Source organism: Alteribacillus sp. YIM 98480 (assembly GCF_009765375.1).
GTDB lineage: Bacteria > Bacillota > Bacilli > Bacillales > Marinococcaceae > Alteribacillus.
This window is the reverse complement of record NZ_VTOK01000001.1, coordinates 202,644-219,010: the sequence shown is the minus strand read 5'-3', so window position 1 is coordinate 219,010 and position 16,367 is coordinate 202,644. Positions and strand designations below refer to the sequence as shown.

Annotated in this window: 13 protein-coding genes and 1 riboswitch; of the genes, 4 read left to right on the top strand and 9 right to left on the bottom strand. The window is 37.1% G+C overall.

The annotated features are described in order from the left end of the window. Positions 1 to 174: 174 nt before the first annotated feature. The 8 genes from eutH to FZF09_RS00900 form a co-directional block, all read right to left on the bottom strand. Positions 175 to 1,440, bottom strand: coding sequence for an ethanolamine utilization protein EutH (eutH, locus tag FZF09_RS00935; RefSeq protein WP_158734693.1), 1,266 nt, complete (start codon positions 1,438 to 1,440; stop codon positions 175 to 177). Positions 1,441 to 1,481: 41 nt separating this feature from the next. Next, a complete protein-coding gene (eutC, locus tag FZF09_RS00930; RefSeq protein ID WP_158734692.1) occupies positions 1,482 to 2,195 on the bottom strand; it encodes an ethanolamine ammonia-lyase subunit EutC in 714 nt (237 codons plus the stop codon). A 69-nt stretch (positions 2,196 to 2,264) separates the two neighbouring features. Then, on the bottom strand, positions 2,265 to 3,629 hold the full coding sequence (locus tag FZF09_RS00925; protein WP_158734691.1) for an ethanolamine ammonia-lyase subunit EutB: 1,365 nt from the start codon (positions 3,627 to 3,629) through the stop codon (positions 2,265 to 2,267). Positions 3,630 to 3,644: 15 nt separating this feature from the next. Next, positions 3,645 to 5,063 (bottom strand): ethanolamine ammonia-lyase reactivating factor EutA, encoded by a 1,419-nt coding sequence (locus FZF09_RS00920; protein ID WP_255450309.1) that lies wholly within the window; start codon positions 5,061 to 5,063, stop codon positions 3,645 to 3,647. 27 nt (positions 5,064 to 5,090) lie between these two features. Further along, complete coding sequence (locus tag FZF09_RS00915) at positions 5,091 to 5,246, bottom strand: hypothetical protein (protein ID WP_158734690.1); 156 nt, start codon at positions 5,244 to 5,246, stop codon at positions 5,091 to 5,093. Between the two features lie 103 nt (positions 5,247 to 5,349). Continuing rightward, complete coding sequence (locus tag FZF09_RS00910) at positions 5,350 to 5,925, bottom strand: ANTAR domain-containing response regulator (protein WP_158734689.1); 576 nt, start codon at positions 5,923 to 5,925, stop codon at positions 5,350 to 5,352. Then, positions 5,922 to 7,007, bottom strand: coding sequence for a sensor histidine kinase (locus tag FZF09_RS00905; protein ID WP_158734688.1), 1,086 nt, complete (start codon positions 7,005 to 7,007; stop codon positions 5,922 to 5,924). Before FZF09_RS00905 ends, FZF09_RS00910 begins: the two co-directional genes overlap by 4 nt. A 162-nt stretch (positions 7,008 to 7,169) precedes the next feature. Next, positions 7,170 to 8,270 carry a CdaR family transcriptional regulator gene (locus FZF09_RS00900; protein WP_158734687.1) on the bottom strand — a complete coding sequence of 367 codons (1,101 nt, stop codon included), beginning with the start codon at positions 8,268 to 8,270 and terminating at the stop codon, positions 7,170 to 7,172. Positions 8,271 to 8,424: 154 nt separating this feature from the next. Here FZF09_RS00900 and FZF09_RS00895 point away from each other — a divergent pair, with 154 nt between their 5' ends. Further along, positions 8,425 to 9,510 carry an NAD/NADP octopine/nopaline dehydrogenase family protein gene (locus FZF09_RS00895; protein ID WP_158734686.1) on the top strand — a complete coding sequence of 362 codons (1,086 nt, stop codon included), beginning with the start codon at positions 8,425 to 8,427 and terminating at the stop codon, positions 9,508 to 9,510. Between the two features lie 24 nt (positions 9,511 to 9,534). Continuing rightward, positions 9,535 to 10,968 carry a sodium:solute symporter family protein gene (locus tag FZF09_RS00890; protein ID WP_158734685.1) on the top strand — a complete coding sequence of 478 codons (1,434 nt, stop codon included), beginning with the start codon at positions 9,535 to 9,537 and terminating at the stop codon, positions 10,966 to 10,968. 536 nt (positions 10,969 to 11,504) lie between these two features. On the opposite strand, the gene FZF09_RS00885 is transcribed toward FZF09_RS00890, so the two are convergent. Continuing rightward, the gene (locus tag FZF09_RS00885; protein ID WP_158734684.1) at positions 11,505 to 12,974 is read right to left on the bottom strand and encodes a methyl-accepting chemotaxis protein; all 1,470 of its coding nucleotides are present in this window, start codon (positions 12,972 to 12,974) and stop codon (positions 11,505 to 11,507) included. 430 nt (positions 12,975 to 13,404) lie between these two features. Here FZF09_RS00885 and FZF09_RS00880 point away from each other — a divergent pair, with 430 nt between their 5' ends. Next, a complete protein-coding gene (locus FZF09_RS00880; protein ID WP_158734683.1) occupies positions 13,405 to 13,929 on the top strand; it encodes a ribonuclease H-like YkuK family protein in 525 nt (174 codons plus the stop codon). Positions 13,930 to 14,325: 396 nt separating this feature from the next. After that, positions 14,326 to 14,427, top strand: a riboswitch (purine riboswitch). Between the two features lie 160 nt (positions 14,428 to 14,587). Continuing rightward, positions 14,588 to 16,354, top strand: a complete 1,767-nt coding sequence (gene ade / locus FZF09_RS00875) for an adenine deaminase (RefSeq protein WP_158734682.1) — start codon at positions 14,588 to 14,590, stop codon at positions 16,352 to 16,354. Positions 16,355 to 16,367: the final 13 nt, after the last annotated feature.

The following is a 16,367-nucleotide window of genomic DNA, read 5'->3' as shown; positions in this document are numbered from 1 at the left end:
AGCCACACTGCTTTTTTATGAAGAACATATAATTACTCGATAACGTTTTCAATTAAATACAGATGAGAGTTCTAATGATCACTATCACCAATGATCTTTAATAGTTGTGCCTTCTACACCTTCAAAAAATAAACCACCCGCGCGATATTCTCTCGGGTGGTTAGAAAGTTCTCTTTATCCTACTTTTTTCGTTTCTTGTTTTTCTTCCGCATTTACATATTCATTTTCACCAATAATTCCTGCTTCCCGATCTTTTCTTTCTAATTCTAAAGCTTTTGGAACCGATAGCCAGTAAGCCAGCCCAATCCCAATCACACCTGCTGCTAATTTTCCAATTATGATTGGCAATATGAGAGTTGGTTGAAAGTTAGCTGTAAAAGATAAATGATCTCCTAATAAAAAGGCAGCACATACCGCAAAAGAAATATTTATCACTTTATCTTTCGGCCTCATGTTACGAACTAATTTGAACATTGCCAAAATATTAGCAATTGTTGCAACCAGCCCTGCACTTCCTTCTTTGCTTAAACCGATTTTACTTCCTATGGATTCCAGCTTATTTCCTGCATACTTTTGAAGCAAATAAACCATCGGAAAAGCACCTGCAAGCATGATTCCAATATAACCAGCTGTTTCTAATGCTCTGAATTGATCTTCGGTATCAGCCATTATTGGATCGAAACCCCAACCGCCTAACACAGTAGAAAACAAGCCAGTGAATACTTCTACAATGGAAAAAACTAATACGAGCTTTATAGCTGCGTCCATAAGGCGGCCAAACCACATAAAGCCGTTTATCATTAAATCCGGTAAGAAATACAGACCTGCAGCTAATAAAACAACAAAAATAATTAATGGTGATAAATTTGCAAATATGCTTAAATAACTTATTGCAAACTCATATGTAGAGTCCGTTGTAGTTGAAATAACGTCACGAACTTCGGAGTTTGTTATTAACGTAACAACGCTAGAAATAAAAGCTCCGATTGGAATCGTTAATATGCCAGACATAATACCGAGAGCCATGTACTTATGATCCCTTTTATCAAGCATTGCCAGTCCCATTGGAACCGAGAATACGATGGTAGCTCCAGCCATAAAACCAACAATCATTGCCATAATCCAGCCTTCGTATGAACCAGCTAGTGCTTCAGCTAACTGATAACCTCCCATATCTGTTGCCAGGATAGAAGTAGCTGCAATAGCCGGATCTGCACCAATCGAAGCAAAGAATGGTCCAAAAACTTTATCTACAAACCATGATAGATAAGGAATGGAAGCCATAATCCCAGCAGCCGGCACAAAAATATGCCCAACTGCATGCAATCCTTCCATAAACTGCTTCCCTAATCCTTCATCACTATTTTTAATGGATGCAATCGCGCCAATGACTGCACAGGCCATAATAATGTAAATAACAATTTCACCTATCATTACCATTCACGATTCCTCCTTATCAAATTTAATTTTGATGTAACTTTTTATATCACAAGACCTACTCCACTCTTTTTTTGATCCAGCATTTTGCTAATTAATGTACCCATGTGAGCTGCAGCTTCGATAGCCGGTGTACCACTGCGATGAATATTAGAGATAACCATTCGATCCGATTCTTTCATTCCTTTTTTAGGCTGATAACACATATAAGCACTAAGAGAGTGGGCACAAACAAGTCCTGGGCGCTCTCCAATTAAGAGAATAAAAGCTTCAGGCGCTAAAATCTCACCAATATCATCCATACACGCTACTCTCCCACCTTTCACAAAAAATGGTGTTCCAATATTTAATCCATACATAGAGAGAGAATCTAATAATGCAGGGTAAACATCTAAAATATTTTCATCGATAGCACTAGCACTTAACCCATCCGAAACAACAATTTGCACTTGGGGATTCGGAGTACATTTTTCTTTTATTATCGTTTTTGCTTCTTCTGATAGTATTCTTCCTTTATCAGGCCTCTTTAAGTAGTGATCCTTTGTTTCGTAACATGTTTCAACCGAAAACAAGTCCAATTCTTCTATCAGTTTAGAAGACACCTCTCCATAGACAGCATCCACCGCTGCAGCATGATCTGTACGAAAAGATAAAAAGTCCTTTGTCAGAGGCCTTGTCCCTGTTCTTCCGACTCCAATTCTGGCCGGAGTGTATTTCTTGAGCGACTTGAGGTGATTAGCAATATTTTCATCAGTCATCAAAATTGCCCCCTTTTCTAGACTCTTATTATCGGCGAGTCTTAATGACGAAATTTTACTTGCATGGATTTACAGAAAAAATGATGGATCACCGGCTTGTTTCGTTAACTGTCCTGATGAAATAGTTAACCCTTGTTTTTTTAACCAATCTGCAAATTCAGGAGCTGCACTTACTCCTAAAACGTTTCGCAGCGTAGCGATATCATGGAAACTTAAGGACTGATAATTGAGCATACAATCATCTGCCATTGGTACCCCAATTACAAAATTAACTCCTGCAGTACTTAATAACGTACTTAAATTATCCATATCATTTTGGTCGGCACTCATATGATTCGTATAGCATACATCAACCCCCATTGGCAGACCATGTATTTTACCCATGAAATGATCTTCAAGGCCTGCACGTATAACTTGTTTACTGTCGTAAAGATATTCAGGACCAATAAACCCAACTACTGTATTAACAATAAAAGGGTTAAAATGTTTTGCAAGGCCATAGCACCTTGACTCCAATGTTAATTGATCAACATCAAAATGAGCATCTGCTGATAATTCTGACCCCTGACCGGTCTCAAAGTACCAGCGGTTTTGCCCTTCTGCTGTCCCTTTTTCAAAAATGAGAGAAGTAGCTTCTTCAAGCATTGAAATAGATATTCCAAACGATTCATTGCCTGTTTGTGTACCAGCCAGACTTTGAAAAATCATATCAGCCGGCGCTCCTTTTTCAATTGCTCTCATTTGACTGGATATATGTGATAACACACAATTTTGGGTCGGAATATCAAAACGGTCGATAACTTCCTTGGTCTCGTTTAACAATGCATAAATATTATCTGTTGTATCAATGACAGGATTTATACCGATCACAGCATCACCGATTCCATAACTTAACGCTTCAAAAAGAGATGCGCGTATCCCAGCTAAATGATCAGATGGGTGATTTGGCTGTGCTCTTGAGGCAAGCACTCCTTTTTGTCCGATTTTGGTTTGACAATGAGTAATAACTGTTATTTTCGAAGCCGCCTGGATGAGATCTAAATTGGACATTATTTTCGTAACTGCTGCAATCATTTCGCTCGTCAACCCGGTGCCAATTTGAAGTAACTCCTTGCTCAAATGCTCATCATTTAAGATATACTCCCTTAGATCAGCAACCGTCCAATTTTTTATAACACCGTAGATTTCTTCATTGACATTCTCTTCGATTAGTTTGGATACATCATCTTTTTCCGGTGCAACAACGGGATAACTCCTTATGTCTGAAAGAGTTGTTTCTGCTAATACTGCTCTGGCAGCCATTCTTTCTTTCATGTTCTCCGCGCTTATTCCGGCAAGCTCGTCCCCTGACTTTTCTTCGTTTGCCTTTGCCATAATTTCTTTTAAGCTGTGAAACTCATAGGTGATTCCGAGCAATGTTGTCTTTTTATACATATAACCCTCTCCTATTTATCCAAATGCTAATGTTTTGACAGTAATAGAAATGGCTTCCCCTGCAGCTGGTAAACCTAAGTCAATATAATCTCCATAGGTAAAATCAACCTGGTCGATGCTCATTATTTGCATACCTTCTGAACTATAGATTTTCAGAGCTTGCCCCATTGCTTTTGCCATATCATTTTCACAAATAACCACCATACAGTTTGAATATGGAAAGTATTTTTTAAATGGTGTACAGATATCAGCTGCAATGGATTGAAGCATTTTATAGCTGCAGTATTCTAAACCTGATAGTCCAAGGGCAAATGGCGGGTCTTTTTTTTCTACAAATAATTGTTTTGCCTGTTTCATAACTTTATCTACTTCCACTTTAAAAACTTGAGATTCCCACTTTTCACTATCAATGAATACATTCAAAATCGGTATGTTTTTAAGGGGAAGAAGTTGTTCATTTACGAATACAGTAGCTCCGCTTAGTTCAGTATTTTGCATTCCTGCTCCAATGACAGTAGCTCTTGAAGTTTCCTTTGCTAGTTTTACGAAAAGAGACGATTCTTTTACAATAAGATTTAACGTATATGCAAGCATAGGTCCTATATCGCCAAACTTGGCTACCTCTTTAAAAGAGTCTGGTTCCTTTTTATGAATCATTTTGCCAATATTTCCTGAAAAAATTATTTCTTTAAGCTGCGGCAGCGGGCTGGAAATAGAAGAAAACAATAACTTCTCTGCACTTGTGATTGGGCCATCCATAAAATATGAAAGCATGCTTTTACTCATACAAAGACACACTTCTTTCAGCAATTCGAAACTTACTGTATGACCAACTTGAAGATCAAAGCGATTAGCTTGAAGCCATGGGCGAATGTAATTTGAGATGTATTTAATCTCTCCCTGTTCCGTTAACCGGATTAATCTGCCGCCAACATGAAAAGTTAATGTGCGAATAGCTTTCCCATTTTGAAATAACGCTGCATTTGCCGTTCCTCCGCCAATGTCTATATTGGCTACTACCCCCTCTGTTTCTTCAGACCTTTTCTTAGCCCCAGAACCTTTCCCAGCAAGAATACCTTCCAAGTCGGCTCCTGCTGTAGCTACAACGAAATCACCGGCCCGCTCAGCTAAGTAATTAATAATGGTTTGTGCATTTTGTTTCTGTGCCGTTTCTCCCGTTATAATGACAGCTCCTGCTTGTACATTTTCAAACATAAGGCCAGCTTGCTTGTACTCAAATGCTAAAATGTCAGATAAACGGTTAATATCTATTTCGTATTCAGTTATTAAGGGAGTCTTATACATTTGGCTTGCATATATAACAGAACGATCCATTATCTGACAAGCCGGCAAAGTAAATGAATTTCCTCGATTCTCAATAAGCAGACGGCTGACAATGAATTTGGTTGTACTCGTCCCAACATCAAGTCCAATACTCGTTATCCAATTTTCAATGATTTCTCACCTCCTATTAAAAATAAGAAAAGCGCAAGCGCATTGCTCACGAGCGACAAGTCCTGGAGGGTCGGCATATGGAAAGCTGATCTTTGCTTTCCATTGACGAACCGAAGGAATCTCGAGCGAGTAGGCGCTTGCGCTAGAAATGTAAAACGCCAACTATTTACAATTTCTTACCTATTAAAAAAGCGCTCTGAATTAATATCTACTCTTCTATTTAAAAAGTAGATGTTAATTCAAAGCGCCATTGCTTTGGTTTTATTTACTTGGAATGTGAAGCTAAGATTTTATTTGCAATTTCTATAAGAGGAATATGATGTTCCATACTTTGCTTTTGCATGCATCGGTAAGCATGTTCCTCTGTAAACCCTTGTTGGTCCATCAAATACCCTTTTGCTTTTTCTATTATTTTACGCTCTTTTATTTTCTTTTCTAATTTTCCTATTTTTTCATGCATGTTTAAGTGGTTCGCACGTTGTTGTAATGCTATTTCCACCGCCGGGTTTAATTCTTTTTCGTTCACTGGCTTAACAACATAAGCATTAATCCCGGCCTTTTTTGCCTGGTCGATATATTCATCATCACTATATGCTGTAAGGAGGAGAATCGAACAACTTGAGAACTCCTTGATAATAGATGAAGCTTTAATACCGTCAACCTTTGGCATTTTTATATCCATAAGAATAAGGTCAGGATCAAGTTCATAGGCCTCTTTGATGGCTTCTTCGCCATTTTTAGCTTCTCCTACTACTTGATAATTCTTTTCTTTTAATATTTCTTTTATATCGAATCTTGTAATAGGTTCATCGTCTACAACCATAATCCTTGATTGTTTCATTCCATCACCTTATTTGTAATCGGAAATGTAAGAGAAACGTTTGTCCCCCGATTCGAGTGAAAAACAGAAAGAATACCTTCCAGCTCTTCTTCTACTAGCATTTCAACAAGATGAAGACCTAAGGAAGATGAGTTTTGAGTATAGACGCTATGGTCCATACCGCCCCCATTATCCGAAACGATAATATTGACCATCTGTTTTCTTATGTTCGTCTTTATTTCAATTTTTCCAACAGACGTTGTGTGAAAAGCATGCTTGATACCATTTTGAATTAATTCATTTACTACCAATGCAACGGATGTTGCTTTATCTGAAGGTAAAAATAGCGGCTTTCCCTTCACAGATATTTCTATACTTTGTTCGCTAGTAGTGGATGAAGAAACGAGTAATGTCCCAATTTGCTCCATTACAAATGTGACATCTACTTCTTCAAATCCATTTTTCGCCAAGTAATCATGAACCTTCCCCATGCTTGCTATTCTATTTAAACTGTCACTAAATACCCTAACCACTTCTTCTGAAGCAGATCGCCTCATCTGCAAACGAAGCATGCTGGAAATAACCTGCAAATTATTTTTGACTCTGTGATGTAACTCTTGAATAATCAGTGATTGTTTTATTTCCTGCTTTTGATCCTTATCTGTGGATTTCAGAAGCGATTTCATTTTGTGTTCGTTCCTGATCGTATCTGAAATATCATGTTCCTTAATCAAAACAGCAATCGTTATACCAGATGGATCAGTAATTGGAACAATATCTTGCTGCATAACAATATTTTCCTGCGAGATCCCTCTTGATCCTATAATCGATTTGCCATTTTTTAAGCTAAATAAAACACCAGGCTCTGTTTTTTCAAGAGCTATCTCCCCTAATACACTTTCTCTGTACAAAGAAGGTGCTGTTGAAGGTGAGGCTTCGGCTACCACTATAGCGGCATTTTTGTCCGGTGAAAGACAGTCAATAAACATATCTGCCCGCGAAATATCAGCCATTACTTGCATATTCGCTGCCATATTTTTAATAATATTGCACTGTTCATCAGAAAGATGAGTTACTTGTCCTAAATCACTAATTGTTTGCATTATCCTTGTTGTCTCCACTTCTGCAGCAATCAGGTTGATAAAAAATAATTTATCATTTCCGTAATGTAACTATCAACATGAATGTCAGATTAATTAACAAAGTATTTTACCCACATCGGGAAAGACTTTTTGTTTATTTTAGAATTTTCAGTTTCTTGTATTCTATTTTAAACAAAATAATTTATTAATCAACCATAATTCCATTAACTCATGAAAATTTTTGGGATTTAACCCTGTTTCGTCTTCAATTTTATCTAATCTGTATAATAATGTGTTTCGATGAATATATAGATGTTTAGCTGTAACACTTACATTTAAATTATATTTGCAAAACGCATTTATAGTTTCTACTAGTAGAGGTGTTTTATATGGATTTAATTTCTTTAACCACTTAAATTGAGACAGGTCCTCTTCTGTTTTACTTTCATTTTCCCACATTAATTCTTCAACCCAGTAATCCTCAATATTAAAAATTCCATGTCCTCTCAGTTTTTTACCAATGAAAAGTGCATTTTCTGCTTGTTTATAGGATGTTCGATACCCTTTAATCCTGTCATTTGCTTTACCTATACCAACAAGACAGCAATTACCAAAATTTTTAAGAATACGTTCGTAAATTGTCTTGATTTTATAATATGAATACTCGTAATACGGCAAAAACATTATCCAGTGATCTTCTTTCATGTGAGCAAATATGGTGTTTTTTTTATCTATTATGAGTTGGTTCAAAACGTCTTTTATCACGTAGTCTAATGAGGGGTGCAGCAAACGAACGCTAATTGCTACTCTCGACTTGTGAAGATCTAAATTAAGTAAATCTGCTAATTTCTCTATTTTATCTCTATCGGGATCATTTTCCAGCAATTCTTGTATTAAAAATTTCTGACTCTGCAATTTTAAAGTTGAGATATGATGAGACATTTCTTGCATACACATCATTTCTACTTGATTTTGAATGAGTTTTCCAAATTTAAATACATCTTCTGGATTTCCGGTAATACCAACTGCCCCTATGATGTTATGGTCTACCTTGATAGGTAAAACAACTCCTGGCAATGCTTGGTTCCTTATAGCTTCATCTTGCTTTTCCATCAATATTCTCTCAAACTTAACAACCTCTTGCACGCCTCCATGGTAATGACCGACACGTTCCACATCTCCAGACCCCAGAATGTTACCTTTTTCATCGATAATGAGAATATTATACCCACAAATAGCAGTGGTTTTTTTAGCTATTTCCATAGCAGTTGTCTTTGTTAACATTCCTTTTCCCTCCTGTTCAACTGTGCAAAATGCACAGTTACGATATAATAAATAGATTTAAAATTTTAACAATTTGTCTGTAACAAACAGTGTACCGTAAATTTTATAATAAAGTTAAGTTATTAGAAATTTAAAAAATTTGGAGGTTTTTACCATGAAAAAAATTGCAGTACTTGGCGGCGGAAACGGAGCACATGCGTTAGCAGCAGAACAAAGTTTGAATGGAAATGAGGTTAGATTGTTTGAGCTTGAACGATTTCGCCATTGTATTGACAAAGTATTTGAAACAAAAGAAATTAATGTCATTGGGGATGTGATTGAAGGAAAAGCATCCATATCTGTTGTCACTAGTAATATTAGAAAAGCAATAAGTGGAGCTGAAATTGTCTTCATTCCTTTGCCAGCATTCACGCATAAGGAATATGCTGAATTGCTTGCTCCCCATGTGGAACCGGGCCAGATCTATATATTGTTACCTGGAAGCTTGGGAACTTTAGAATTTGCTCACATTTGGGGAAATAAGGGAATTACAAAAGATATAATTTTGGCAGAAGCGGATACGCTTCCTTACGTAACTAGAATAGATACCCCTGGTAATATTCGTATTTATGGTAAAACAACAGTACAGTTAGGCGTATTTCCTTCAAATAAAACAGAGGAAACAGTGAACAAATTAGAAGGGATTCTGGACGTCACTCCTGCCCAAAATGTTTTAGAAGCAGGTTTAAACAGTATAAACCCTGTTATCCACCCGCCTGGAACCATATTAAATGCCGGCAGAATTGAACGGTCTAAAGGAGAATTTTATATTTATGAAGAAGGCATGTCTCCTTCTGTCACCAAAATCATTGACATGCTGGATGAAGAACGACGATCTATCGGGGAAGCCTTTCACCTCAAACTTCCGCCCATCTCTGAAGCTTTACATGAAGGAGGTTTGTCTCCAAAAGGGTCTACTTGGGAAGCTTTAAACGGCAGCCAGATGCTTACCCCGGTTAAAGGTCCAACTCATTTAAAATCACGGTATCTTGGAGAGGATATACCTTATGGATTAACAACCTGGTCATCTCTCGGCGATGTTTTAGGTATAGATACACCAATTATTGATTCAATGATTACACTAGGCATGGCTTTCTTAGATATGGAACCTAATGATATTACCAGGACCCTTTCATCATTTGGTTTAGAAAAATTGAGCTCCCAAGAAACCATTCAATATGTAACGGAAGGGCGTCTCTAATTATATCAAAAAGGGGGAAGATTTGTGACTGCTTTAGATTGGATCTTTGTCGTTATTTATTTTGCAATGCTAGCATTAATTGGTGTACAAACCAGCCGACGTGTAAAAAATATGGATGATTTTGCTATTGCTGGCGAAAAAATTGTATGGCCAGTTATGTTTGCAACTTTAGCCGCTTCCTTTTTAGGAGGCGGAGCTTCAATAGGAATAGCCGGCAACATAGCAAACGATGGATATGTATTTCTCTTTGCATTCTTTGGCTTTTCCATTCAATTCGTACTATTAGGTTATTTCGTAGCCCCACGTTTAAAAGATTATAAAGGCGCTCAAACCATCGGTGATATAATGGAACACCATTACGGAAGAAAAACAAAACTACTAACAGGCATTCTTTCCATTTGTTTATGCGCTGGTATATTGGGAGCTCAAGCTCTTGCGATAGGAACAATTTTTAATATGGTTTTAAATATTCCTCCAGCTGCAGGGATTATCATAGGTATGGGATTAGTGATCTTGTATTCAACTATTGGCGGGATCTGGGCAGTCATTCAAACAGATGTAATACAATTTATCGTTTTAGGAATTCTTTTGCCAGTGACCCTTCTTATTGGTCTAAGTCAAACAGGCGGACCTATTGGTCTTGTTGAAGAAGTACCTGCCTCATTCTTCACTTTCTTCGGTGAGTGGGAGGTCATTGCATTTGTAAGTTTGTTTGTTACGTTTTTACTAGGAGAGGCCCTCGTTCCTCCCTATGCACAGCGGGCTTTTTGTACCAAAGATTCAAATCACGCTCGTAAAGGATATTTAATTTCAGGAATATTCTCTTTTGGCTTCTACTTTATAGCCGCGACACTTGGTTTGATAGCGTATATTGTTTTTCCTGGCATTCCATCAGACCAAGCATTGCCTGCTATTGTACAAAATTTGCTCCCTATGGGTATAACAGGTCTAGCAGTAGCAGCTTTATTAGCAGTCATCATGTCTACCGCCGATTCCTATTTAAATTCAACCAGTGTATCCTTCATGAGAGACATTTACACGCCATTTTTAAAACCTAATTCTCGCACCAACGATAATAAATTACTCCTATTAAGTAGAATCGTTACTCTAGTTGTCGGGGTTACCGCCGTTATTTTTGCATTATCAGCTCCAAGCATTATAGACGCTCTAATGTACGCCTATTCCTTATGGGCTCCTACAGTGGTAGTTCCACTTATTATTGCCTCGGTTGGAAAAGTATACAGTAAAAACGCTGGATTCTATGCCATAATAGTAGGTGGCATTGTAACGAGTGTTTGGATCTGGGGATTAAATGAACCTTGGGGCATTGCTGGACTTGTTCCCGGGGTTACAGCAAATATTATTACTTTTTTCGTTATTTATATTTTTGAAAAAACATTTCCAGCTAAAAATATAGAACTCGCCCATACTTCACTAAATGAAGAGAAGGAGGGGTAGAAAAGTGAATATATATGGAGCTCTTTTATATAGTATACCCTGGATTATTATAGTAGTAACTGTTGTCTTTGGTGCAATTTCTATTAAATTTTATATAGATGAAGTGATTAATGGTGATTAATGGCGATTAGATGACATTATTAGAATGATACTAAGGCAAAAGGAGAGTGACTATAAAAGAAGACTATTTACATTCTTTTATTTAATTAGAGCTTAACAAAATCATTAGGATATGAATGTCCAGAAAGAAACCGCATTTTGTCGCTATTGACCTATGTCGTCTCTAGGTTCTCGCCCGTATTTGTCATTTGCTGATTTATCTTATTTGAGGGCACCATAAAATTTCAGTGCCCTCTTCTTTATTAAATATCCTATACTTTTATAAAATAATATCATCCTTATACCAAATACGTAGATATAAGGAGTAGACAAAGGGAGTTCCTCTCCAGAAATCTTGGAATTCATCAACCATTTAGTTTATCCAGTTGTAATCATTTGTACTTCAAATCTTAAGTGAACTTGTCTTGCTTAATTAACTATTGATCCAGCCAACTAGTAATGGTATTGGTTACTTCTTTAAAACTGGCTCTGCCTTTGTTTACTAAATTTTTGCGTGCTTGTTCAAACTCTCCTTTTATCATTAATTTTGCATTATTATCTTTTATCTCACTAAATGTATTCCACGCTTTTTCCAAATCAGTTAGATACTGTTGGTCTATAGGAGATAATGAAAAGTTCTTCAATTGTTGAATGGTGTTGTATAACTGTTTTTCTGTTTCTTTCTTTTTTTTGTTCCATTTTGATATTTCTTCCATATCTGTACAATTAATCATGTTAACCATTATACCGCGTATAGTTAATGCCTGTTCTAAAAACATTTCTATTTCCTTTTGGTATTTGTGTAATTGACTAACATTTGGCAGCTTAAATTGGGAGATAACAGCGGTAAGTGTATTTGTGTGCTGGGTAGTGTCCAGGATCGATGCATGCATTTCTTCAATATTAGCTTGTTGTTCCTGAGCAGAACCTAATACGTCTTGGCTGCCAGCTGAAATTTCTTCAATAATGGCTGAATTATGATTAAGAGAATCCGTTATAACAGCTGTGCTTTTTGACAGTTTTTTTCCTGCATCATTCATATTTTCGATTTGCCCTTCAATATTACTTAGTTCGTTTTCTATTGAATCAAAGGATGAACTTGAATTTGTAATACTATCTACTCCCATTTGAACTAGTTCAAGCACGGAAGTTGTTCGTTTCGATGTTTGGTTAACCTCTTCTAATAAGCCACCAATAAGGTGCTCTATTTTTTCTGTTGCCTGTTTTGATTGAATTGCTAATTTTCCTACTTCTCCTGCGACCACTGAAAAACCTTTACCATACGATCCTGCCCTTGCTGCTTCAATATTAGCATTTAACGAGAGTAAGTTTGTTTGTTCAGCAATGTCTTTTATCATCTTCAAAATCGTCGATATTTCATCTGAAGAGTACGATAATCGCTGCATGCCTTCTTCGTTATTTTTACTCTCCTCTTCCAGTTTGTTCATTACAACTACCGATTCCTTTACAGATTCTCTTCCCCTCGTTACCGCTTGGGCTACGGATTTATTAGCCTGCATCACTTCATGGTTTTTTTCTACTACATCTTCAGCAAATTGATGTACACTATGCATCTCTTCTGCGATTTTTGCCGATTCATTAGCTGATTGTTGAATTCCATCTGTAAGTTCGTTCATTGTCTCTGTTACGGTATGTATAGAACCAGCAATGTTTTTAGACCGGTTCGAAATATCGGTTACACGTTCATTTACGGTTGCAGCAGAATTCCGAACAATTCGAATGACATTTTTTAACCCTGACACGGTTTTACGTAAGATACCATTTGTTGATTGATAATCTTTTGCAGAAGCAACATCAGATAATTGGAAACTCAAATCCCCATCCGCTACCTTTTTCAAATGATTATTTACTTGATGGTGATACTTCTTATTTTTAAATATGAACATACCAGTTTTCCTCTCCTTATTTTTGTATGTACCCAAAACCTTTAAAATAAAAGCTCAGCCTGATGCCAAGTCATTATTACATATTTATAAAAAAGGATACCCCGAGAAAACTCAGGGTACTTCGGCAGTGTGTCTTTAAATAAAGTATTCGTCTGTTACTTCTCCATTTTAGAAAAATAAAAGAGACATCGGCTTATTGCCCTGTCTTTTTTGTATAGATTGTATAAACATGATTATAGTTTTTCTAATTGTTATAGCAATAAACTCGTTAATAAAACTCACATACAAAAATGGTTTCATTTCTCTAAAAAAAAGGTGAAGAAGAAGTCAATGACACACTGTTATATTCAAATATTGCAGTCAGAAGTTACAATAGATGGTCTGTTTTTTCTTCTTTCGTTATATCTATTATATAAGGGGGAGAAAAAAAATGAGCAGACATTTCCGTTTTCATAACTTATCGAATAAAAATATGTCCTTTGCAGAGGTTTATCATCATATAGAAACATTCATGAAGCAAAACCCGCAAGCACAGTATAGATTAATGATTGGCACCGACTCACAAGTACACAGGAAATCAACACGTTTTGTTACCGGCATTGTCATACGTCGTGAAGGCCACGGGGTATGGGCTTGTTTAAAAAAGCATGAAGTGAAAAGACGAATCGAACATTTACATGAAAAAGTATCGACGGAAACCCTTTTAACGGAAGAAGTAGCTCAATTATTCACACCTAAACGAAAACAAAAATTATTACAGCTTATCATGCCCCATATTGATGAAGGAAGCTCCTTTACATTCGAAGGACATCTAGATGTTGGAAAGGGTCAACGCAATAAAACAAAAATTTATGTAGAAGAAATGATGGCCCGTCTTAAAGTTTATGGGATGAAAGCTCGAGTGAAGCCAGATTCATTCGTAGCGTCTTGTTATGCGAACCGTTATACAAAATAAGATAACTGCCAATTTTAAATATATCGCTAAATTGTTCAATCCCTCCATCAATTTGTTCAACGTTAAATCAAATCCTTCCAACAGCACCATTGTTTCATTTCCTGTTAATAAGTCTCTTTATAAATTTTACTAATATAGTTCCTGTACTTCCATCATTCCGGTATTCAAGCATGTGTACAGCTTCCGCATTCGAACTTCTCCAATGATAAAAGAAACCGTCATTTTTGTCCTTCCAATTTCTTGGATTTAAATATTACCCGTATCGTTCACCCAGCGGCTTTTGGAGTATGTGCCCCTATCTTTTTGAAAGGTCCAGCAATTGTGAAAATTTAGTTGATGTCCTCTGTATATTGACACTTTATGAAGACGTCTTTACAATATGAAACAATATTTAAATAGAATCACTCATGCCTTGCTCGTATAATGTTGGAAATATGGTCCAATCGTTTCTACCAAACTACCTTAAATAGTTTGACTACGAGAAGGGGATACTAACAGACAGCACGTATGTTACACCTATACGTAAAATGTGTTACCCCTTATCGTACGTCAAACTCCAGGACAACCTGGGGTTTTTTTAGTATTTAGAAAACTCTGCTCGCCTTTGATCCTTTAAACAAAAAAACTTTCGTAAAGTATAAAAAAGGGGGAAAGACTAATGGCGATTGATAAAAGCGTATTAAAAAAGCGCATTGCTGTGGCAAGTCAAAGAATTCCGGCTGACATTGTCATAAAAAATGGACGGATTATAGATGTGTTTAACCTTGAAGTTATTGAGGGAGATATTGCAACTGCCGATGGATATATTGCGGGTATTGGTCAATTTGAAGGAAAAAAAGTAATTGATGCAAACAACCGGTATGTGTGTCCTTCCTTTATAGACGGTCATGTTCACATTGAATCGTCCATGGTAACCCCCGCTGAGTTCGCAAAAGCTGTACTTCCTCACGGTGTTACCACTATTATTACGGACCCGCATGAAATAGCAAACGTGGCTGGAAAAGACGGCATCCAATTTATGTTAGATGACTCAGAAAATCTACCGATGGATATTCAAGTCATGCTGCCTTCCTGCGTTCCGGCCACACCGTTTGAAAACAATGGAGCTCAGTTAAACGCCGCAGATCTCACTGCTTTTTTTGATCACAAACAGGTGCTTGGACTTGCTGAAGTTATGGATTATCCGTCTGTATTAAATTCAGATAATGCGATGATTGATAAACTGATCGCCACTTCAAAATACAGCAGCTTGGTAGACGGACACGCAGCCGGTCTTCATTCCGATGCTCTCAATGTATATGCTTCAGCTGGAATAGGTACTGACCATGAGGCTAACTCAGCTTCCGAGGCATTAGACCGATTAAGACGTGGATTGTACGTTCTCATTCGTGAAGGTTCTGCAGCAAAAGATCTCACATCTATTGTTCCACTCGTAAATCATAAAAATGCCCGTCGTTTCCTCTTTTGTACAGATGACAAACATTTAGATGATTTATTAGAAGAAGGCAGCATCGATCACAATGTTCGTCTCTCTATCAAACAAGGACTTGACCCGTTATTAGCTATACAGATGGCATCACTGAATGCTGCCGAATGTTATGGATTAAAAAATAAAGGTGCCATTGCACCAGGATATGCTGCCGACTTTCTGCTGCTCGACGACTTAGCCTCTGTTTCAATTCATGCAGTTTACAAATTCGGAAAACTTACCGGAAAAGATGGAAAATACGTTGGCAAGACGCTTTCATTCATAAAACCACCTTCTCGACTAACAAATACGGTCAACGTTCCAACCTTGCGAGAAGAAGACTTAAATATTCCAATAGATGGAAAAAAGGCTCATATTATCGGTGTATCTCCAAATAGTTTGGTCACCAATAAGCTAGTGGAAAATGTCACGGTGGAAGATGATACATTTATCCCCTCTGTTGAACACGATCAATTAAAGTTAGCTGTTGTGGAAAGACACTCTGGAACCGGTAATATTGGATTAGGGATTGTCAAAGGATTCGGAATAAAAGAAGGAGCAATCGCCTCGACCGTAGCGCATGATTCCCATAACCTCGTTATTGCGGGAACCAATGATACGGATATGATAACAGCTATACATGCCATAAAAAATATGCAGGGCGGGTTGGCTGTTGTAAAAGATAATCAAGTGATAGCAGCCCTTCCCTTAAACATAGCAGGACTGATATCTGACAAAGATAGTGACGAGGTTAACAATCTTCTTCACCAATTAAACGCATCTCTATTAGATATAGGATGTTCCCAAACATTCAACCCATTTTTAACCTTGTCCTTTTTAACACTGCCCGTTATACCAGAGCTAAAATTAACGGATGCCGGGTTGTTTGATGTAGGTACATTTAAACACATTCCGGTCGATTTTTTCAGATCGAATACAGAAAAAAATGCAGAATAGGGTTGCGTTCTAA